Genomic DNA, 21,862 nt, shown 5'->3' with positions numbered 1-21,862 from the left:
GGCGCTGTGTGGTGAGTTTTTCGCGACGGATGCCCGGGGCTTCAGGAAGCCGCTTTTTTAAGCGAGGAAACGGGAGGGGACGGAAGTTTTCGGATAAGTTTTTCCGCTCCCTTTCTGAATGCGATGGAAGCGGGTCTGAACCTGAAACCGACGATAATCCCGAGACCGCTGTTGACCGTGTCATGCAGAAAATGGGAGAAAAGTTTGACATAGGCCTGTTTGTTTATCTTACCGTCGGAAGTTCGGTAGTAAAGACTGTTCAGTCCGAATGTCTCGACAATCGTTGTCACCTGTTTGGAAATAACCGGAAAGAGTATCCTGATAAGCTTGAAATATCGCTCCCTGTAGGAGACGCTTTCTTCGATAAGATTTTTTATCTGGGTATGTTTGTCCCTGACGAGACTTCCTTTCGCCGTTTTGCGAACGGGAATAAAATTATTGAGCAGTCCTAGCAATGTTTTCGAGTGAAACAGTTTGTACAGGGAAAAATAAAACAGAAGAAGACCGGCGGCATTGTTGATCGGGGTGCTTAACTGGGAACTCTGGTTATTGAGGGTCAAAAGGAGTTTGCCGATCTCTATATCGATCTGTCTGTTTCGGTGCGTCGTATTTCCGATAAAAAAGAGGCGCTTTTCATTCTCATGCCGCTTTATCGATGTTTCCAGAAGGTCGATAATCTTCAGGGTCCTGTTGCGCAGGGCATCGGAAGTTGTGGCCTTGAATAACGACTCCAGGGTCGCACGTTGTTCCGCCGTGAAGATTTTTTTACCCGAGGGTATTTTCCTGTTTTTACGAGCGAAGAGTTTATCGTTGGCTATTCTGTATTTGATGACATTACCGATGTAATCGCCGAGTTCATTGATAAATCCGGAAAGCGAATCGTTTTTTTGCCGGTGAAAAAGGAAATATTTGATGATGTGATAGGTTTTTTCCGGAATTTTACATGAAGCGGCGAAATGTTTCAGCCGTTCCTCCTTTATAAGTTCGACAATGTCGAGCAGACTGCGCTGAATATTCAATGTAACGGAAGGGTTCGTTTTTAACAGGTCCATCGAACGGTCTTCCGGGATGAACGCGCAATGTTCGATATTCACAGCCGACTCGGGCGAGATGTGCTCGTTTTTGGGGGTGTTCCGGTTGTAATTGCCGATAACGTCTTCCGGATTAAAATTCGCTCCCGGATTCTGGACAAACCGGTTATGCCAGAAGAAAATGGAAATATCGTTTTCCTGCGCGAGAACAACCTTGAGATATCCGCCGGCGGATACATGCGACGACGGCTCTGCATTGGTGACGATCACGAGAGTGCCCATATAGGGAAGGAATGCGAGATTATCTTCACTTCTTATCCCGGCGGGCATGTCAAAAATAAGCAGATCATAGGTATTGATTAGGGATTCGATGAACTCGATATAGAGTTTTTCCCGTAACAGCCGGCTGTCCGCCTTCCCCAGCTTGACGGAGGGAAAAAGAAGGTCGAGATTACTGAAAACATGCTGTGTGTAATCCGCGAGGCTGGGTTTCGTGTTGTCAAAATCCGGACTGTCGACGACATATTCCGATTCACGTAAATCAAGAGCCACCGCGATATCCGAAAGCGGGTCGAGATCGATCAAGCCGACCCGGTAATTCTTTTGTGCATAGTAAATAGCGAGATTCACCGCGGTCGTGGTTTTTCCGACACCACCTTTTCCGGAACTCACGGCGATTGATTTTTGTTTTAATCGATTGAGATTGTCTTCCATTACCACCTTCCCGGATAATTATATTAGTTTATACCATATTCAGGATTCTGTCAGCTGATTTTTATTTTTTTGAAAAAGTACCGTTTCTGAAACACCCCGCTTTTTCCCACTTTGCGGCTTGTTTTTCTTTATTGCAGGAAGTGGTCATCAGGGGCAGTCCTTGCGAACGAATCATCGCGGGGATTCTTCATCCGCCAGACGGATTTCAATGCAATCCTTTACCTTGATCCGCTTGTTTGTTTTTATAAACCGATTGACGACCGAACTGTTATATGCATTGATATGCGTGAATCGAAGACCGATGATATAGGTTCCCCGCTCTGTTTTCCGGTTCCAAACAACGGTACCCGTTTCCTTCATGAGCATATACGGAAAAAGCGAAATAACCATGTATTGCAGTGAATCCTTCGGCAGTTTCCTGTCCGTCTCGAGACAAACCCCCCCTCCGCTGATATTTCGTGATTCTGCGTGCAGTAAATCGGAATAATAAACAGGAGAAGTAAATTCGGAACGTTTGTGTATTCTTTTTTCATTAAATCCCGCCATCATTGTCCCTTACATTGTTTTTCTCATTTTTTTCCCTTTGTATTATACTTGAATCGGTTTATTTGTGTATAGGATTTTTTATGAAAAAAGCATAGGAAAATAAACTTATGTCAGGACTGCTTTTCTCCTGCTGGATATTTTATTTGTATTGATGTATACTTAAACGATAAGGTGATGGATATGCCGGTTGTTTCAGATACGACAATACAGGCCCGTTTGCTTCCGGAAGTCGCTTTTCGGCGTGAGCCATCGATCTCCCGCGCTGTGACCGGAACTTCGACACTCTCGAAAGCGAAAACTCTCCTTTACCGGCAGGGGCATAGCGGGGGAAACACGAGGGCGGTCAACCTGATCAGGCTTGCGGAAACCGCCCTGAAAAACGGGAATTCTATAGCGGCGGAAGACTTTGCCAGGAAAGCGATCGCATTGTTCGATCGCACGGGGGAGGCCTTTCCTGCGGAGAATGACCGCCCGAACCCTGTCCTCGAACGGCCGAAACCCGTCCTCGAACGGCCCGGGCAAACTCCGGAGATTAAAAAGCCCGAACAAACGGTTCATACCTACAAGGATTCCTCCTCGGATGCGGGTGTGTCGTTTTCCTATCCCGCGCAGCTTTCCGGCTCGCAATCCTTTCTCGCGGTTCCCGCTCACGAATACGAACACGTGCGAAGGCGGATCGGGGAGGCGACAATGAAAGGGGAACGGGTGATGGTTTTAGTTTCATATAAACTCAGATTCGATCCTCAGACGGGCCAGGCTTATCTGGCGGGAGGGAGAACCCGCACGATCAGCCTTTCGAAGTACAAGCCGGTAGAAAACGCTCGGCATCGAGTGGATGTTTTCGCCTAAATATCTATAGCCGGTGTGTATCTGTTTCCGTACCCGGACGGATAACCACCATGTTATCCAGCAGTTTTTCATTCTTGCTGTAAATGAAGTAGCCGTCGAGTGTTTCCCCGCCGAGTAACGGGGGAAGCCAGAGCCGGGCGTCCTCCCACATATTGTCATAGGGGATATCCTCCTTCAACATCCAGAAGGGAGTCGCTTCGTCGGTCTCTTTCATGGTACCCGTCCATCGATAGGCAAAAAATACCGTACAGAAAAGTGAATAACCGGAGAGAAAATAAAAACGGAGTTCGGCCTTTTCCCGCACGTCCTCCGGTACCAGTCCGATTTCCTCTTCGGTCTCTCTCCGGGCAGCTTCAATCGCCGTTTCTCCTGCCTCGAGTCTCCCGCCCGGCGCATCGATTTTTCCCGCCCCCAACCCTTTTTTTTTCCTGATAAGAAGGACGCGGCCATTGTCGACGATAAAACAGAGTGCCGCGCGTTCCGTGAATTGTATGGTTTCCCACCGGAGGTCGTTGATCTGCATCCGTCTCGTCCTACAGGGAGAATTCCCCGATTCCCTCCCTGACGACCTCGATCGACTCCCGGGTCATGTCGACCACGGTCGAAAGTACTTTCGGAAGGGTCTCCCCCGTGTCCAGGATCAGGTCAATGCCGTCGATATATTCAAGTTCCCAGCCGCTTTCGAACAGCGCTTCCTCCGTCGTCGCCGGATCCTGAGGTTTTTGACGGGTAAGCCATTTCGATGCGGTGGTGGTAAAGATCGGATGGCCGATTGTCTCGACGATTTTCAAAGGAACAGGATGGGAAGGAATACGGACGCCTATTTCAATACGTTTTGTATTGACGATTTTCTCGATTTTTTGCCGGGCCGGAAGAATGAAGACGAACGGCCCCGGCGTATGTTTCTTGATCAGTTTAAAGTGGAAGTTGCCGAGGTACGCGACCTGGGATATCTGGGAAATACTGGAACAGATAAGGGTGAACAACTCCTTTTTCCGGTTTCCTTTAAGCCGTCTCAGACTCTCGATACCGCGGTTAGAGTTGATCGAGCAGCCGATTCCCCAACTCGTATCGGTCGGGTAGGCGACAAGTCCCCCGTCCGAGAGAATAAAGGCGGCTTTTTTAATGATTTTTTCATCGATGCTCGTCGTATATATATATTCGATCATACCTGACTATGCATCCCCCGTCACTGTTTTATGTTGAAGTCTCGTTCTGCATTCTTCGAGAATTTCTCGAGTCCTGGTTGCTCCGATACGCGTGGCACCGCTTTTTCGCATGGCAAGCAATGTATCGAGATCCCGTATGCCGCCCGCCGCTTTGACCGTCACATGAGGGGGGGAATACTTCCGCATCAGTTCGACATCCTCTATTGTCGCGCCGCCTGACCCATACCCCGTCGATGTCTTTACCCAATCGACGTTGAGTTCGCCGCAGACGGTGCAAAGCCTGATTTTTTCGCCTTTCCCGAGGTAACAATTTTCAAAAATAACCTTTATTTTTTTCCCGCTTTCGTGGACGAGCGAGGCGACGGAAGCGATTTCATTCGTCACATACTCCCAGTCACCGCTTCGAACCTTACTGATATTGACCACCATATCGAGTTCCACGGCGCCGTCACGAAGCGCCTGTTCTGTTTCCCTCATCTTGACGATTGTATGGTGGGCCCCGTGAGGAAAACCGATCGTTGCCGTCGGTTTTACCGGGCTTCCTTCGAGAAGGCCGGCACAAGACCGGAGGAAAAACGGCATGACGCAGACACTGGCGACCCTTTCACCGCGTGCGTACTCAATCCCTTCGATTAATTCTTTTTCCGTCAAATACGGAGCGAGCAGTGAGTGATCGATCATACGGGCGATCATGTCACAGGAAACATCCACAAGCCCCCCTTTCTTGTTCACGAACACCGTGACCGTCACCGTACGATGATTCGCGCAGGAGAAAAACACCCCTTCTATGGTATTAATCATGAAACGCACTCAATGTCAAGGATGGAAGGGGACGGCCCGCGTGTCGCGATTGCCAAACGATGACCGCGGGCAGGCGGATATATCCGTCTGCCCTCCCGTTTTATCTCTCTTCCAATGCTTGTCCAGAGCATGAAAATTGAGTATGCTTAACAGGGGGAAACAGGAATGAATGTAAAACGATATAAAACGATTATTTCATCGTTTTTGATCTGCGGTATGGGCCTCGCGGGTCTTCTCAATATGTCGCAATGTCTGAGCGTACGGGTTGAGGATTTCTCACCGCGCGGATTGCCGCCGTCCACGGTGGCAATCGTACAATCACGGGAAGCGAAAGCGGAAGATATTACCGAATCCGAAATTGCGTCGATGGTCCGTGAAGCGGTCGGTATGGCGGGCGGATTCAGCGACCTCGTGAGGGACGGGGATGTGGTCGTTATAAAACCGAATCTGGTGACGGTGAATGATTACACCCTCCCCGGATGGGGGGGGAGGCCGCTTTCCCCCGAAGTCAACGGTACGACAACCGATTACCGTGTGACAAAGGCGGTCGTACAACTGGTGAGGGACCTGAATCCCTCGGGGAAGGTTTTTGTCATGGAAGGTTCATCGATATTCACAAAGCAGGCCTTTCTCCACCATAAATACACGCACTCAACGATTCCCGGTGTCGATGAGTTTATCGCCATCGAAGAAGATTCGGGGGGGTACCGGGAGAAGGATTCCGATAACCTCATCAAAGTGGCACATGAAAGCGGACGCTTGCACAAAGAGTATTATGTCAACAGGCGCCTTGCGGAAGCCGATGTCGTTATCACGATCCCCTGTCTCAAAAATCATTGGCATGCGGTAATTACCGGCGCGATCAAGAACATGGGAATCGGCGCGACCCCCGGTAATATTTACGGCAATTCCCGCGAACACCCCGGAAGAAACAGTATGGTCGATCATGAGAGTATGGACCTTCATTACTGGATCCACGATTATTATATGGTACGTCCGGTCGATTTTATCGTCATGGACGGGTTGCAGGGAATACAAAACGGTCCCACACCGTCGAGGGAAATAAGCGGGACAACGGATATCAGCCGGGATCAGATGAATATGCGGCTTATCCTCGCGGCCGGCGACGCGGTCGCCGTCGATACGATCGAATCTCTCATTATGGGATGGGATCCCTACTCGGTCCCGTACCTCTGTCTCCTCAATGCCGATGGCGTGGGAAATATCGATACCGCGAGGATCAACGTCAAAGGCAAAGAGGTCGATGAGGTTAGAAAGCCTTTTGAGGGAAGGTCGGCCAATCCCGCGTGCAAAGGTTCGAGGATAACGGATACCGCCGGTCCCCTGATCTCGATAGCCAGGGCGGTAGTCACGGACAAAGGCCTTTCCCTGAATATCCGCCACGATCAGGATCTCCACGCCGTACGGCTGTTTCTCGACGGTTCGCCGGTCGGCGGACAGATACGTGAAGGGTTTACTTCCCTATCGATACCAACGGACCTGACGGAAGCGGAACGGCTTACGGTTTTCGCATACGACAGGTTTCTCAATAAAACGGTAAAAACCGTGTTCCTGCCGCTTCCCGGAGAAGGAATACATGAAGCGGTCAGAACCGATTCACCGCCTGTTATCGATGGAAAGGCGGATGAACGCTTTTGGGAAAAGGCGCGCTGGTACCCGATCGACCGTCTCTGGCTGGGGTCGCTCGACGGCGAATCTGATTTTTCCGGCAGGTTCAAGATAAGCTGGAATGATCGCCGCCTGTTTCTTCTTGTTGAAATTGAAGACGACGTTTTAAGCGATATTCGGACCGATCCACTCGATGAATACTATAACGACGATTGCCTTGAATTGTTTATCGATGAAGACAAATCGGGGGGAATCCATACCGCTTCCTATAATGCGTTCGCCTACCATATTTCCATTGCCTATGACGTGGTCGATCTTCATACGGATTCGAAACCGCGAGTCTATCACGATCATATCGAAGTGAAACGAAACTCGACCGGCAACCTCTCCATATGGGAAATGGCGGTGACCGTATATGACGAAAACTACCGTTACGGAGAAGACAATCAGCAGGTCGTCCTTGTGGCGGGGAAAGAGATGGGCTTCGCGCTTGCTTATTGCGACAGCGACGCCAGCGGCAGGAGAGAAAGTTTTATCGGATCGGTATATATCGAGGGTGAGGATAAGAACCGCGGGTGGATCGACGCGGATGTGTTCGGCACGCTTATTCTTACCGAATGACCGGATTAAAGCGAACAGATGGAAATCGTAATCAACAAACTCTACCTTATCTTCCTTGATGCGGGGAAGATGCTCGTTTCACTCGGCCCGTACCTGATCGGGGGGGTTATCATCGGCGAACTGATCAAACTCACCGACTGGGAAAAGGCGATTCGTCTGATCTTCACCTCCTCACCCGTTCTCTCAATCATTGTTGCGACAATTATCGGTATTCTGTCTCCGCTTTGTACGTATGGAACCGTTCCCATCGTCGTTCAGCTTCTTTCATCGGGTGTTCCCCCGGCCCCGCTTGTCACTTTTCTCTCCGTTTCCTCACTTATGAATCCGCAGCTTTTTATCATTACCTGGGGCGGGCTGGGCGCGGAGATCGCCCTGGTCCGGCTGCTTTCCGTTCTTGTTTTCGGCATCCTCTTTGGCCTGATTGTACGGCTTGTCCCCGCAGGGTTCATTCTCAATCCGACCGTTTCGGGCGGCCGTTCTTTTCCCGGAAGGGGGGCCGCCGGTCAAAAAAAGCCTTTCCGTGTACGGGATTTCTTAACATCGGTCTGGAAAAACCTTCAGTTTGTCGGATTTTACGTCCTTATCGGCATTATGGCTGGGTCGGTGATAAAATACACGGTTCCCGCTTCTTTGATATTTTCCCTTTTCAAGCCTGGGGAATTCTACGGGATATTCGTCGCTTCGATTCTCAGTGTCCCCCTCTATGCCTGCGGGGGCGGAACGATTCCCCTCATCCGGGCGCTTATAGATCAGGGAATGAGTAAGGCATCGGCTTTGGCCTTTCTCTTTGTCGGACCCGCGACGAGGATCACCCCGCTTATGGCACTCGCCTCGACGATAAGGCCCATTTTCCTGTTCATCTATGTTACCGTTATCATTTTGTACGCGCTGCTGTTCGGTCTGGTCTATCCCGCCTGATGAAAACGCCTTCCGCCTTGCCGAAACAGGCGCAGGGGACTTGTTTTTATCGGGAGTGTATCATATAGTGACAGGCAGGTATTTATATGCATCACAAGAGGTAAGAAAAGGAGATAACGGCATGTCAAAGAAAATTACTGTCATCGGAACGGGATATGTCGGGCTTGTCGCCGCTGTCGGCCTTGCGGACTTCGGCAACAGCATTACGGGGGTGGATATCGACAGTGAGAAAATCGATAAACTCAACAAGGGTATTCCGACCATTTATGAAACGGGGATTGAGGAATATCTCAAACGCAATATCAAGGCTGGACGGCTTACTTTCAGTACCGACCTCGGCGGCTCGATAGAAAAAGCCGACGTTATTTTTATCGCGGTCGGTACCCCGTCGAAAAGCGGCGGCGAGGTGGATATGTCCCAGATAGAGGCGGTCGTCTCGACGATCGGTGAGCATCTTAATTCATACAAGGTCATCGTCACGAAATCGACGGTCCCGATCGGTACCAACAGGTGGATAAAGACGGAAATAGCCGAAAAGACGGGTTCGGAGGATTTCGATGTCGTCTCGAACCCGGAGTTTCTACGTGAAGGCAAGGCGGTCCACGATTTTTTTCATCCCGACAGGATAGTGGTCGGATACGAGTCAGAGAGGGCGCGCGATTACATGGAAGATATCTACCGCCCCCTGTACCTGATACAGACGCCCTTTGTCTGGTGCAATCTCGAAACGGCGGAGCTTGTCAAATACGCTAGCAATACCTTTCTCGCGATTAAAATCACCTTTATCAACCAGATGGCGAACCTTGCCGAAGTCATCGGCGCCGATATACATATGATCGCCCGGTCCATGGGGATGGACGGACGAATCAGTCCGAAATTCCTTCACCCCGGCCCAGGCTACGGGGGAAGCTGTTTTCCGAAAGACACGAAGGCCCTCTCCCATATCGGCGACAAGTACGGCGTTGATATGAGTCTCGTCAAGGAGGCGATAGCGGCAAACGAGCGGCAAAAACTTTTAATGGTCGAAAAGCTGAAAAAACTGACGGGTACGGTCAGAAAGAAGACGATTGCGATATTCGGTCTCGCTTTCAAGGCGGAAACCGACGATATCCGCGACTCCCCCGCTGTCTCGATCGTGAGAAAACTGCTCGAGGAGGGGGCAGTCATAAGGGCCCACGATCCAAAGGCGATCGACAACTTCAGGCAGTTGTTCAAGGGGCCTTCGATCTCATATTTTACCGATGAGTTCGAGGCGGCGAATAACGCCGATGCGATTATCATCCTCACCGAATGGAACGAATACAGAAACCTCGACCTGAAGCGGCTGCGAAACAAGATGCGCGAGACCATCATCCTCGACACGAGGAATGTACTGGATATCGAGAACGTGAAACAAGCCGGATTTACTTATCTCGGTCTCGGCAGAAAGTAAATGATGCCGTTTCCCTGCCGGGGGACGGAGAACATTTACACGGTCAGTCTTCGACAACGTGGGTGGCAAACTCCCCTTTTGAGGAGCTCCACTTTTCCCTGTCCCAGGAAACGGTCGGTGTGACGCATGCCGAGGCGGCATACCCCATCTCGATCGTGTGGTGCGTATTGTCGTGGACAAAAAGTCCCTGGCGCCCGAACGAGACAATACGGGGGAGACCGTCGAGGTATGCCTCGACGGTATTGATTTTCCTTTCGAAGACAAGGTCGTACGACGGATAGGCATGGGCGGTCCGTCTGACAAAGCTTTCCTTTACAAGGTGATCCACCCCGAGGCCCACGCCGGCGAGATCCCTGAGAACCAGCCCGGTAATCTCCTTTTCGCAGGCGTTCCATAATTTCCCGCCGACCTCGCACGGTATTTCCGCGCAAAGTCCTGTTAGGCCTTCGGGAAGGACGGAAGCGCTGTAATTTTTAGGTTCCGAAAGCCTGGAAAATACAAGGGCTTTATCGGGGAAATAATGTGCGTCAAAGGGGGTAAACTGCCGTGTATCGAGAATAAGGTAACAAAAAAGCATCCCGCGGTACCCGATGGCCGCGGCCGCTTCGCGGACGTCCGTACCGGGGGCGGGACTCATTGCGTTGAGGAGATCGGTAACCGGAATTGTCGAGAGGAGAAGGTCATAGCCGATTTTTTTGCCCCCCGATGTCGTAACCGCCTGTTTCTCGATCACGATTTCGGCGAGTTTCTCGGAAAGAAGAATCGTTCCCCCCATGTCGTTTATTGCATCGGCAAACGCGGAAACGAGCTGCAGGAATCCCTTTCTGGGATAATAGAACCGCCCCGCACCTTTTTTTCTGAAAACGGGAATAATCGAGAGTACTTTTCGTATGATCTTTCCGATACTGTCGGCCGATACACGCCGTTGCGCCTGGATATAGGAAAGCTTCTCGGGGGGGAGCCCCCAGAGTTTTTCCGCGTAGGGAAAATAGAAATCGGTGCAGATCGTCTTTCCCAGGCCGGCCGAGAGAACTTCGGCGAAGGTGTCCGGGTTTGAAACACGCTTTCTGAACGGTTTAGCGAGCATATCGGAAAGTATACCGATAAAAAAGGCGGGCGGAAGCCGGAAGATGAAATCGGTCATCTTCAGCGGAAATTTTACGAACCGGTCGAGGAGAAGGATACGCCCGTTCCTTGGCCTGTCGAGGAGGTCGTCGCCGAGAAGACCCCGGATATCGTCCAGAATATCCTTACGGGTCGTGGGATGAAGACGGTGACTTCCGTAATCGAAGATCAGTCCCCTGTACTCGAAGCCTGAAGCGAGTCCGCCTGCCGCCGCCTCCTTTTCGATGATCGTCAATTCGATCGATTCACCGAAGCGACGCAGCAGGGAGTAACCGCAGGCAAGGCCCGCAGGACCCGCACCGGCGATAACGATTCTCTTTTTTTGTTCATTCATGGTTTGTTCCGTCACTTATTGTACCAATGTTCTCGGTAATCGTACATCCGAAAGATAGTGTGGAAATACCTTTCTGTCAATATAGACATCGTACCAGAGCATATAATTGAGTAATCCCCAGAAAAACCGGCCGTGATCCTTTTTAAGACCGATATGTTCATCCCAGAGACGCCTGATGCCCCCGGCATTGAAAAGCCCCGTTTTTTCGAGTTTTTCCTTTGACATGGATTGCTCCGCGATTTCCCGCAACTCCCGGCGGAACCAGCGTGAATACGGCATTTCGAGTCCGACTTTTTTCTTGTTGAGAATGCCATCCGGAAGAATTCCGGCTAAGGCTTCGCGGAGAAGATGTTTCTTGCGCATTCCTTTCATTTTGTATTTCACCGGCACTGTCGCCATGAAACCGACAAGCTCGTTGTCGGTAAAGGGAACCCTCGCTTCGAGGGAGTGCGCCATTGTCATCCTGTCGTTTTTTATCATCAGATCGTCGGGCAGGTGATAGGAATACTCGATATACATGAGTCTGTTCAGGTCGTCTTCCGCGTCGCACGCATCATATGCTTCGCGGAAAAAGCATTGCGATTCTCCGAATGCGGAAAAACGTCCGGGCCCCTTAAGTATTTCCTTTTTCATTTCTTCCGAGAGGACCGCGCGCCAGAAAAAATGTGAGTGGGGGACATCGTATTCGGCGCCCGCGGTAAAGCGTTTTGCCTTGAAATCGAAACTCAGTTTTTTATGCGATACCGGAAGCATGTATACGAGCGGGCGTATGACGCCCCTTCTGAGGGCACCGGGAACGAGGCGCCTGTAGAGGGACCGCATCTTGTATGCGGCATAGGTGTCGTATCCGGCGAAAATCTCGTCTCCCCCCTCGCCGGATAAAAGAACGGTCACATAATCCTTTGCGCATTCGGAAAGGAGGTATGTCGGGATCGCCGAACCGTCCGCATACGGTTCATCGATGGAGACAAGGTATTTCGGCAGAAGTCCGAGTACCTTTTCCGGCGTGACGAGGACCTCATGATGAACCGTACCGATATCATCGGCAACGATCCGGGCAAAGGGGGATTCGTCAAAGCTTTCGTCTTGAAAGGCTAAAGAAAAGGTGTGAAAATCGGCATTACCCCGTATACGGGCCATGAGTGCGGTGAGTGCGCTCGAATCCATGCCGCCCGATAGCATCACGCCCACCGGAACGTCGGAGACAAGCTGCCGTTCGACAGCCCCTTCGAGGTACTCGAGTGTCAGCGCCACGGCGTCGGATTCCTTCATCGCCGCATCGACCCGGTAATGGATATCGAAAAACCGTCTGATTCGCGGTTCCGGGTTTTTTATACCGACCTCACAGATATGCCCCGGCCTGAGTTCGCGGATGCCCTCGAATGCCGTCAGTTCGCCGGGTATATAATCGAAACCAAGAAAGTGGTAAAGTCCTTCAAGGGATGGTGAGGGTTCGTAATACGGACATGCGACGAGGGCTTTGAGTTCCGAAGCGAACCAAAATATCCCGCCCGAATACATATAGAAAAGCGGTTTGATGCCGTAGGGATCGCGCGCAAGGAAAAGGCTTCCGGTGCGTGAATCCCAGATGGCAAAGGCGTACATGCCGTTCAGTTCTTCGGTGAACCCGCTTCCCAGCTCTTCGTAAAGGTGGATGAGAACCTCGGTATCCGTTCTGGAAGCGAACCTGTGGCCGTTCGCCTCCAGGCGGAAACGACGCTTCAGGTCACGAAAATTATAGGTCTCACCGTTATATGCAATCCATATACTTTTGTCTTCGTTTGACATCGGTTGCCTGCCTGAATCGGTAAGATCGATAATTGAAAGCCGTTGATGGTTAAGGCAGCATCTCCCGTCATAATAGAGACCGGAAGCATCCGGTCCGCGATGACGAAGAAAGACCCCCATATCGGCGCACATTTTTTCAAGTTTCGGATCTTTCCTTCCGCCGCCGGGATTAAAAAAACCGACAAAACCGCACATATTCTTCCTTTCGAACGCTTCCCTGACAGAAATGTAAACAAAAGAGGCTAAAAATGCAAGCCGTACGGGTCGTTAATACGCCGGATTCACGCACGTCGTCCGTCTTCTTCCGGTGCCGGAATGAACACTTCTTCCTTGACCGGCTTTCCGAAATCATATACACTATGCCGATGGATCGCCCGGCGGGCGGCCGTATTATTGACGTTGTAAAAGTAAAGGAAGACTATGGGACCTTACAGTAAACGGCATGTTGTCATGATGGCCTTCATGCTGATCCTCCCGCTTCTGCCTGTGTCGGCTGGGAATCTGCTCGTCAATCCCGGGATGGAAGAAGGCGATTCGATTATTTCGCCCTGGCAGATATATACGTTCACTCCGGAAGCGAGTGATTTTTTTATCGAAAAAGGCAATGCGAAGGGTGGTGAACATTACCTTACCATCGTCAACAGGGGCGACAATGATGCGCGGCTTATTCAGCGTATTGCCGTCGAACAACACGCTTCCTACCGGATATCCGGGTGGATAAAAACGGAAGGTGTCGCCGAGAGTAATATCGGTGCGAATCTTTCGCTGAACGATTACTGGTTCATTTCGCAGGACGTAAAGGGAACAACCGCAGACTGGAAATATGTCGAGTTTTACTTTACCGTCGAAGACGATATCGCAGCGGTCGAGGTCGCCCTGCGGCTCGGGGGCTATGGGGCGATAACGACCGGAAAAGCCTCGTTTGACGACGCCGCGATGGAAAAGGTCGCGACGATTCCGCCGGGATCGATACACTATGTTATTGAAAAGAAAGAGGCGCAGGACCGGCAACAGGTAAATACCGGCGGGGTGAACACAGGAGATCAACGCGGAGGAGGGGGGTGGAAGATCATGCCCGAAACATTACAGTTTATTGCCGTTGCCGTTATCATCCTCGCGGGGATCGCTGTTTTTACCGTTTTTCTCCTGGTCTATAAACCGGAAAAAGAAAAGAGCGGGAAAAGTGAAGCGGGAAGCGGCAAAGCGGCGGATTGAGATGGTTTGAGATTCGGGAAAGCGGTGAAGGTGAAATCCGTTACACTGAAAAATTGTTGAATAATGTAAAGAGTTCGAATCGCGAGTGGGTATCCGTCTTTTTATAGATGCTGAGGATGTGGTTTTTCGCCGTGCCTTCGGAAATGCAGAGAATATCCGCTATCTTTTTTGTCGATTTTCCCTGGAGAATGTAAGAGAGGACCTGTTCTTCACGTCTTGAAATATCGTAGTGATTCATGAAACTTTTCACCTTCAAAGGAATTTTCAAAAGCGATGTTTCAGACAGCCGTCGAACCGATTTCCGATCGTTCATCAGGACACGGAACTTGAGGTCTCCGAATCTGATATCATCCTTGTCCTCGAGTTTTACTTCCTCACATATTCTTCTTTCGTTTACAAATGTCCCGTTTTTGCTTTTCAGATCCTTTATGTAAAGCTCAGTCCCGCGGGTCCGGATTTCCGCATGCTTCCTCGATATATAATCAGGGAGTAATTTCAGGTGGCATTGTTCGTCCCGGCCGATAATGAATGTATATTGGTCAATAGGGACGGTCCACCTGCCGCCTTCTTCCAGTCTGCCTTCAAGGTGCCAGCCGGGTGTCTGGATTTTACCAATCATATACCCTGTTCCTTTCTCAGTATTTTCAATATATTTTAATCTCAATACGAAAAGGCGACAACAACGCGTGGATTTAACTATATACCGGCGATAAAAATATTTCAAGTAACAAAAACGGATAACAAAGCCGGATCGGGCGGTCGCCGCTCGCCGTTAATACGGTGGACCGATCATCAGAATAAAAAAGGCGGAAACGCTACAAAACAGCCAGAAGCTTCCTTTGACAATACCGTTCAATACGGGGTATTTTGTCCCGCTAAAGCGGACGAATGAGGTCCCGGCAAAATAACTGAGCGATATCATGAAAAAAGGCGCGATATATCTGAAGGCCTGGGTACAATCGTAGGGCGAGTAGAGTCTCATTCTGAAATACACGATGAGGGTGACGGCGAAATTGAGCAGGAACACATAACCGTAAGGCGACATATCCTTTTTTCTCAAAAGGATGAAATTGAGTGTAATGACGAGGATAAAAACAAGGTAGAGTGCCATCATGACGACGGCGACATCGGTGAGGCGGTTGAACTCGAAAACACTGAACAGGGATGTACGAATTAACATCCGGAGAAAGAAGGTGTTTTCATGCGGAGCCGCCGATACAAAAGGCCGCTTTAAAAGATTTTCCACCGAGACATGGAAGAGGTTATACGGATTGTTCGGCATGATGTGTCCGAGCGGCGCCACCGCGTAGGAGAGATCCTGCCGGAAGAGGATATAATTGCGGATCTGATAACTGAAGGCGAGGGGGAGGGCTATTATCAGAAAAATAACACCATGTTTGATATATTTTCGTGTGTTTTTTTTATCTTTGAACAATTCAACAAGAAATACGATTCCGCTGACCGGGAAAAGGATTAATGCCGATTTCTTGGTAAGCATCGAGAGAGAAATAAAAACAGCGAGGAGGATGACATTTTTAAGCTTTTTTTCCTGCACCCATGTGATGAGATAGTAGAAGCTGATAATATAAAACATTGCCACAGTTGAATCATTGTTTAAGTAAACGGACATATACATAAACGAGGGATGAAAACTTGCCAGTGCGACCCCAATAAGCAGTACCTGCCGGTCTACTTTTATTTTATCCAGTATCTTGTAGACAAAAATAAGGGTGAGGGAACTGAAAAATACCATAAGCAGTTCGACCGCCCTGAACGCGCCGGCCTCGCCCAGATTGAACAGCCTGGCCGCGTTGTAGGGGATGGCGGAAAGAAAATAATGAACGGGCGGGTGGTATGCCTCATATGTTCCCACATCGGGCAGGGAAAAGGTTTGTGCCGCGTATTTTATGTACTCGAGATGGCTCCACGCGCCCCATAGATCGTGCTGCCTCAAATTGCTATCGGTATAGATGAAATAGGTAAGGCGGAGTGCGATACCCAAGACGATGAGGATGACCGCGACGTTTTTCGGCGTCAATTGATGCGTTTTATAAAGATATGAAGCTGCGCCGATCGCAATAATCAAGACGATGAGAAACGAGAATTGTGTATCATAAAGGGTGATATTATTTGCCTTTGGTATGAAAACGATAAAAAAAACGATAAACAATACCGCGATAAAAACATAGTATAGCTTTCGAAAGGCAAACGTGACGGCCCCTTCAAGTCCCTTGATTTTGTCTTTCAGGAGTTTTGTATACAGGCTGAAGAAAAGTGCGGTAAAAAACAGAAGCGCGGCGAAAAAGAAAGAGAGGTAGAGGCGGTGCGACGCATATCGATCATTATTGACCCTGATGAAATAGTCATTGACGATATTTTCGTCGTAATTGTCGGCAAAACTGAAACTTTCAATCTTCACCCCGTGGGGCCGCGAGGTCACCCGCTCCGCCCGTATATCATCAAACGATACCGTCCCGGTGGAAAAACCCGACCAACCGCCCACCCGCAGGGCGACCGGCATCCGTGTCTGGTATTGCCCGGTGATACCGTACAACTCGACCTTTTCCCAAAGCCCGTTCGTGTTTCGCAAGTCCCTGGAGAACGCGAAAGAGTCGCCAACCGAAATATTGCCGCCCACACCGTTTCTGATGTTTTCGGCTTTTATCCAGGCGGAAAGCTTATAGACGGTATGGGGTTCCACTTCGATGATCTGATAGATCCGCGCGTCGTTATCCCGTTTGTTTCTGACGGTGATATAATGGTTGCCCGAATGTGCGTCACCGGTTTCATAGATATAATCCGTTGTAGCAAGATCTTCGTGGTATGACCGGATATACCACCAGGACGCCCACCCATTGTTTTCTTCTTCGAAGGAGGGGTTCAAAAGCAGATTTTCATCCGAAAATACCGGTATTGAAGAAAAAAGGAAAATGACCATGATAACGGCAAAGACTCGTGTATCCATTGTATCCGCCTTCTATAAAATGATAACTGAATAACAGTATAATCTTTCAGGTATTATACGGTGTCGTATCCAGTACCGTTTGTGGATTATCATTAATAACCCCGTTTCCCGGCGACTTAACGATACAATAGATATCCGTCAATTACCACCGGGTTCCGGCATTGGTTATGTTATATGAACGTCCTGTCCGTCAAGCGCGCGATTCCTCCTCAGTGGACTACCTGAACAGTGCCGTGCCGGAAGCTAGGGCTTCTATTTTTTTGAATCGCCGGGTATCCCCGGATTCTTCTGGATATACCCCTTCCAGTGGGTTTTATAATTCTGAATTCTCCCCTGTGCAATCCGGCGTGAGAGTGCATCCGACATCATTCCGATAAGGAGAATGATAAGACCGCCGAGCAGCATGATCAGGGTTGTCCCCGAAATAACCGGTTGGGAGAAGAAGAGAACGCCCGCTTGCTGTGCTTTGACAATGCCAAAATATATATCCAGGCCGAACTTGATCAACCCGGTCGTAAAACAGAGGATAAAAATGGGAATAAATACTTTCAATGGATTGAAAAACATCGAAAGCCGAAGAACCAGGACGATAAAATTGAAAAAATCCCAGGGAACGATTTTTGATTTTCCCCGGCGTTTATAGTAATCGATGGGGAGGTACTCGATTTTAAAGTCATCACTTATCGCTGCGACGGTGAGCGTTGTGGTGAATGAAAACCGGTCGGAGAGAATGGTCAAATACTGGTTTACGAACCGTTTCCTGAAAACTCTTAGGCCGGAATTCAGGTCCCTGATTTTCTCCCCCGTGACAAACTGTGCGAGTTTTCGGAGAAACCATTTTGCGGGCTTTCGTAACAGCGGAATTTTGACATCCTTTCCCGTCCTCTCTCCCACGACCATGTCCGCATTATCGATATGGGCAAGCAAGTCGGGTATTTTCTTGCAGGGATAGGTTCCGTCCGCATCCGTTATGACAATCGTTTCATAGCGTGCCTCATAAATCCCGGTTTTTAACGAAGCACCATACCCCCTGTTTGTCAGGTGATGGAAAACACGGGAACCTGCTTCTTGTGCTATATTGGCGGTATTGTCCTTTGAAGCATCGTCGACGACGATGATCTCGAAGATAATTCCCGCCTTGTTCATAACGTCCTTGATACGTTGAATTTCTTCTCCAATCGAGGTTTCTTCATTGTAGGCGGGAATGATGATTGAAACAGGTTCGCTATACTGCTGCATACGTTTCTCCTTTTTGGAACCGGATATCCAATAGGGTGATAGTGCCAGGACCGCTATTGAGTTTGTGAGGCTTATTGTAAACAAGAGTGCTTTTGATGTCAAGGGAATGAGTCTTGGGTGCGTTTACCGATTCTTTTGTCATTTACGGTTGTTTAGCTTTTCCGCGATGACCGCCTGTATCTTTTCATTGAATGTAAAGGACCTGTGCATGATGAAATTATAAATGAGAACAACCGCCGTTGTCATCATCCTCGCAACTAATTCGTTTATAAAAAGCACTTTAATCAGCAGGAACATGAAAAGAAGCGTAAGGCCATAAGAAATCGCCATAATAACGGCATACACGGCCATCTGATAGCCGATCGTCTTTACCTTGTCCCTGAAATTGAAAATCTTGTTTAACGTATAGTTGGTCAATCCACCGAGGGTATAGGAAACGATTACCGAAATGTACGGATCGAATCGCAGTATTCTTGTGAACAGATAAAAACTCCCCCAGTCGACAAGTGTTGCAAGGCCGGCCAGAGGAATATAGGTGATAAACTGCTTGAAAACGACGGATGTATATATTTCTTTTAGCGATAGTCTGCCCACAATACCCCTTCTTTTTCACAGAATGTTGGTACCATAACAGGCATCGAAGGAATTGACAAGAGGCAAAGAGACGGGGGGTATATGACTCCCTTATAATGATGAAAAGACGCGTGCCGGGATGATCTTCCGGGGACTATACCGGATTTCAACTGGCCGATAATCCCTGAATTGGAACGGATGCGTGACATTCCGAACACTTTCCCTCTTCGATTCCGACGATCGAGATCCGGTACCCCGCCCGCCGGATAAGAAGCGCGTGACATTCGGTACAATAGGTATTAGTTTCGTTTGCTCCCACATTACCCAGATAGACATAATTGAGATGGTTCCGGGCCGTATCGGCAAGGTGTTCGATCGTTGCTCTGCTTGTGGGCGGAATCGAGTATTCGTATGTCGGATAATAGCATGAGAGGTGGAAGGGAATATTTTTGTCGATGGACGCGAGAAAAGAGGCAATCGCGCCTATTTCTTCTTCACTGTCGTTTTTGGTCGGAATCACCAGGGTTGTCACTTCGATATGTGCTCTCCCTGCGGCCAGAGAAATGAACTCCTTTACTTCGGAAAGTCCGCCTCCGATTTCCTTTTTGTAAAAATCGGACTGGAAGGATTTCAAATCGATATTTGCGGCGTCGATGACCTCAAGGAGTTCTTCTGCGGGTCCCGGATTCACATACCCGTTGGAAATAAGAACATTTTTCAGGCCATATCTGTGCGCGATTGCAGAGGTATCCAAGACATATTCACTATGCACAAGGGGCTCCGAATACGTATAGGCGATTCCGAACGAACCGCGCGATGACGCAATATCGACCAGTTTTCGGGGAGATATATATTCACCGCTTTCACTCAGTTTTTGGCTGATGCTGTAATTCTGACAGAAAGGACACCTGAATGAACACCCCCAGAATCCGACAGAGAGGATGCTCCTGCCGGGGTAGAAATGATAAAGCGGCTTTTTTTCAACCGGGTCGGTCGCAATACCGGAAAGCTTCCCGTAATAGGGTAGATTCATGTCTCCGTTCCTGTTTAACCTCACGCCGCATATACCCCTTTTCCCGTCGGCAATCAAACAGCGATGCGGGCAGAGTAGACATTTAATCTTCTTTCCGTCTTTTTTCTCGAAAAATCGGGCTTCCATGAGTCACCTCCTTGGCGTGGATACCATGATACTCTTTTACCGTCATTTTTCAAGTACAAAAACGAATACAGGCATGATCTCACACATTATTAATAAAAAAGCGCCGTGGATCACTTGTAAAATCGAATTGTGAGTGATATTGTTGTTTGACTAAGGAGGAATACCATGTATCAACTTGTGATACCGCTCGGGATCGCTACGATTATCTGCCTGATAATCACCTTTCTTCTCGGGCTTCGGACACAGCTTGTCAAGGCCGGCCTGCGTGTAAAAATACATATCGGATTCGCTATCACGACACTTGTTCTGGCGGTCGTACACGGGGGTATTGTCATCTATTATAATCTTATTGTATAATTAATGCGGCATCCGTGATAAAAGACGGAACAGAGCGTTTATATTATTGCAAGAGAGAGGAGCGTCATGGCGGTAAGACACGAACAGAGGCGGCTTCGGGAGATTATCAGACTCGGCGCCCAGCTTAATGATTTTCAGGACCTTGATATTCTCCTCGAACGGATCCTCCGTGATGCACGAAGAATAGTAAATGCGGATGCCGGAACAATTTATACGCGTGACGGTGATTATCTCGATTTTAAATATGCTCAGTGCGATACACTTCAGAACAGGCTTCCGCAAGGCGACAAGCTTCATTTTGAATCATATAAAGTGAAAATCGACAGAAAATCGGTATCGGGATATGTCGCTGATTCGGGTGAAATTCTCAATATTCCCGATATGTATGCTATACCCGAAAACTCACCCTATCATTTTGATCCCAGCTACGACAGAAAGAATGATTATAAAACCATTTCCACCCTAACGGTCCCGCTTAAAACAAACAGAAATGAAATCATCGGCGTGCTTCAGATAATCAACGCGCGGGATAAAAACGGAACGATTATCGCCTTTTTGCCCGAAGACGAACCATTTATGATACACTTTTCCTCCCTTGCGAGTATGGTACTCCAGCGTGCGCAAATGACGCGTATTCTTCTCCTCCGTATGATCAGTATGGCTGAACTCCGGGATCCCAAGGAAACGGGCCCCCATGTCAACCGTGTCGGCTCCTACGCGGTGGAAATCTATGAACGATGGGCTACTTATAAAAAAATACCGCGTGAAGTCATCGACAAAAACAGGGACAGTCTGCGTATGGCCGCTATGCTCCATGATGTGGGAAAGGTCGCGATATCGGATACGATTCTGAAAAAAGCCGCCCGTTTCACCGAAGCGGAATACGAGATCATCAAACAGCATACCTATTGCGGCGCGCGGCTTTTTACGCACGCACAATCGGAATTCGACGATGTCGCCACCCAGGTTGCATTGACCCACCATGAAAACTGGGACGGCACCGGGTACCCCGGGTTCGTCGATATCGAAACGGGAACGCCGCTCGAAACCGTCGAGGGGGGTAAGGCGCGGCCGAGAAAGGGTGAGGAAATTCCCATTTTCGGACGTGTTGTGGCTCTGGCGGACGTCTATGATGCGCTTTCATGCAAACGGGTTTACAAGGAACCGTGGAGTGAAAAAGATGTGCTAAAAGAGATAAAGGATCTTTCCGGAACTAAATTCGATCCTGATTGCGTAGATGTTTTTTTCGAATGTCTTCCGATCATAAAGATGATCCGTATGCGTTATCCCGATAAAGATTAATCCATTTAACAAACATCCGTAAAAACATATGCGATACGGGTGGTGAATCGTTCGAAGGACATGTCGGATTTTCCATGTATTTTATAATTATCTTG

The 21,862-nt window shown here is 49.1% G+C and carries 19 protein-coding genes; 7 read left to right on the top strand and 12 right to left on the bottom strand.

The features are described from left to right. Positions 1-41 precede the first annotated feature (41 nt). Both JW881_21605 and JW881_21600 read right to left on the bottom strand, forming a co-directional pair. Entirely contained in the window at positions 42-1,745 is a 1,704-nt protein-coding gene (locus JW881_21605) for a tyrosine-protein kinase family protein (GenBank protein ID MBN1700122.1), read from the bottom strand. A gap of 171 nt (positions 1,746-1,916) precedes the next feature. Beyond that, positions 1,917-2,294 carry a PilZ domain-containing protein gene (locus JW881_21600; protein MBN1700121.1) on the bottom strand — a complete coding sequence of 126 codons (378 nt, stop codon included), beginning with the start codon at positions 2,292-2,294 and terminating at the stop codon, positions 1,917-1,919. Between the two features lie 177 nt (positions 2,295-2,471). Between JW881_21600 and JW881_21595 the strand changes: the two genes are divergently transcribed. Then, entirely contained in the window at positions 2,472-3,140 is a 669-nt protein-coding gene (locus tag JW881_21595; GenBank protein MBN1700120.1) for a hypothetical protein, read from the top strand. A gap of 4 nt (positions 3,141-3,144) precedes the next feature. Here JW881_21595 and JW881_21590 read toward each other — a convergent pair whose 3' ends face one another. The 3 genes from JW881_21590 to deoC are packed head-to-tail and all read right to left on the bottom strand — an operon-like array spanning position 3,145 to position 5,110. Continuing rightward, complete coding sequence (locus JW881_21590; GenBank protein MBN1700119.1) at positions 3,145-3,663, bottom strand: NUDIX domain-containing protein; 519 nt, start codon at positions 3,661-3,663, stop codon at positions 3,145-3,147. A gap of 10 nt (positions 3,664-3,673) precedes the next feature. Next, complete coding sequence (locus tag JW881_21585) at positions 3,674-4,309, bottom strand: threonylcarbamoyl-AMP synthase (GenBank protein MBN1700118.1); 636 nt, start codon at positions 4,307-4,309, stop codon at positions 3,674-3,676. Positions 4,310-4,315: 6 nt separating this feature from the next. Further along, entirely contained in the window at positions 4,316-5,110 is a 795-nt protein-coding gene (gene deoC, locus JW881_21580) for a deoxyribose-phosphate aldolase (GenBank protein MBN1700117.1), read from the bottom strand. Between the two features lie 165 nt (positions 5,111-5,275). On the opposite strand from deoC, the gene JW881_21575 reads away from it, so the two are divergent. The 3 genes from JW881_21575 (at position 5,276) to JW881_21565 (ending at position 9,710) form a co-directional block, all read left to right on the top strand. Then, positions 5,276-7,360 (top strand): DUF362 domain-containing protein, encoded by a 2,085-nt coding sequence (locus JW881_21575; GenBank protein ID MBN1700116.1) that lies wholly within the window; start codon positions 5,276-5,278, stop codon positions 7,358-7,360. Between the two features lie 18 nt (positions 7,361-7,378). Continuing rightward, a complete protein-coding gene (locus tag JW881_21570) occupies positions 7,379-8,278 on the top strand; it encodes a permease (protein MBN1700115.1) in 900 nt (299 codons plus the stop codon). Positions 8,279-8,399: 121 nt separating this feature from the next. Continuing rightward, positions 8,400-9,710, top strand: coding sequence for a UDP-glucose/GDP-mannose dehydrogenase family protein (locus tag JW881_21565; protein ID MBN1700114.1), 1,311 nt, complete (start codon positions 8,400-8,402; stop codon positions 9,708-9,710). A 43-nt stretch (positions 9,711-9,753) separates the two neighbouring features. On the opposite strand, the gene JW881_21560 is transcribed toward JW881_21565, so the two are convergent. Both JW881_21560 and asnB read right to left on the bottom strand, forming a co-directional pair. Then, positions 9,754-11,169 carry an FAD-dependent oxidoreductase gene (locus JW881_21560; GenBank protein MBN1700113.1) on the bottom strand — a complete coding sequence of 472 codons (1,416 nt, stop codon included), beginning with the start codon at positions 11,167-11,169 and terminating at the stop codon, positions 9,754-9,756. A 15-nt stretch (positions 11,170-11,184) separates the two neighbouring features. Beyond that, a complete protein-coding gene (gene asnB / locus JW881_21555) occupies positions 11,185-13,152 on the bottom strand; it encodes an asparagine synthase (glutamine-hydrolyzing) (GenBank protein MBN1700112.1) in 1,968 nt (655 codons plus the stop codon). A gap of 225 nt (positions 13,153-13,377) precedes the next feature. Between asnB and JW881_21550 the strand changes: the two genes are divergently transcribed. Beyond that, entirely contained in the window at positions 13,378-14,172 is a 795-nt protein-coding gene (locus JW881_21550) for a carbohydrate binding domain-containing protein (protein ID MBN1700111.1), read from the top strand. A gap of 40 nt (positions 14,173-14,212) precedes the next feature. On the opposite strand, the gene JW881_21545 is transcribed toward JW881_21550, so the two are convergent. From JW881_21545 to amrS, 5 genes are all read right to left on the bottom strand, one after another. After that, positions 14,213-14,791, bottom strand: a complete 579-nt coding sequence (locus JW881_21545; protein MBN1700110.1) for an FHA domain-containing protein — start codon at positions 14,789-14,791, stop codon at positions 14,213-14,215. A gap of 153 nt (positions 14,792-14,944) precedes the next feature. Continuing rightward, positions 14,945-17,137, bottom strand: coding sequence for a glycosyltransferase family 39 protein (locus JW881_21540; GenBank protein MBN1700109.1), 2,193 nt, complete (start codon positions 17,135-17,137; stop codon positions 14,945-14,947). Between the two features lie 252 nt (positions 17,138-17,389). Then, on the bottom strand, positions 17,390-18,376 hold the full coding sequence (locus tag JW881_21535; protein MBN1700108.1) for a glycosyltransferase family 2 protein: 987 nt from the start codon (positions 18,374-18,376) through the stop codon (positions 17,390-17,392). Positions 18,377-18,514: 138 nt separating this feature from the next. Continuing rightward, complete coding sequence (locus tag JW881_21530; GenBank protein MBN1700107.1) at positions 18,515-18,970, bottom strand: GtrA family protein; 456 nt, start codon at positions 18,968-18,970, stop codon at positions 18,515-18,517. A gap of 145 nt (positions 18,971-19,115) precedes the next feature. After that, positions 19,116-20,108: an AmmeMemoRadiSam system radical SAM enzyme gene (gene amrS, locus JW881_21525; GenBank protein MBN1700106.1), complete on the bottom strand. Its 993-nt coding sequence runs from the start codon at positions 20,106-20,108 to the stop codon at positions 19,116-19,118. A gap of 165 nt (positions 20,109-20,273) precedes the next feature. On the opposite strand from amrS, the gene JW881_21520 reads away from it, so the two are divergent. Together JW881_21520 and JW881_21515 are read left to right on the top strand one after the other, a co-directional pair. Continuing rightward, on the top strand, positions 20,274-20,465 hold the full coding sequence (locus JW881_21520; protein ID MBN1700105.1) for a hypothetical protein: 192 nt from the start codon (positions 20,274-20,276) through the stop codon (positions 20,463-20,465). A gap of 66 nt (positions 20,466-20,531) precedes the next feature. Next, positions 20,532-21,767 carry an HD domain-containing protein gene (locus JW881_21515; GenBank protein ID MBN1700104.1) on the top strand — a complete coding sequence of 412 codons (1,236 nt, stop codon included), beginning with the start codon at positions 20,532-20,534 and terminating at the stop codon, positions 21,765-21,767. Positions 21,768-21,862 lie beyond the last annotated feature (95 nt).

Source organism: Spirochaetales bacterium (assembly GCA_016930085.1).
Lineage (GTDB): Bacteria > Spirochaetota > Spirochaetia > SZUA-6 > JAFGRV01 > JAFGHO01.
Note: the sequence above shows the minus strand (reverse complement) of the source record. Positions and strands in the feature narration are given on the sequence as shown.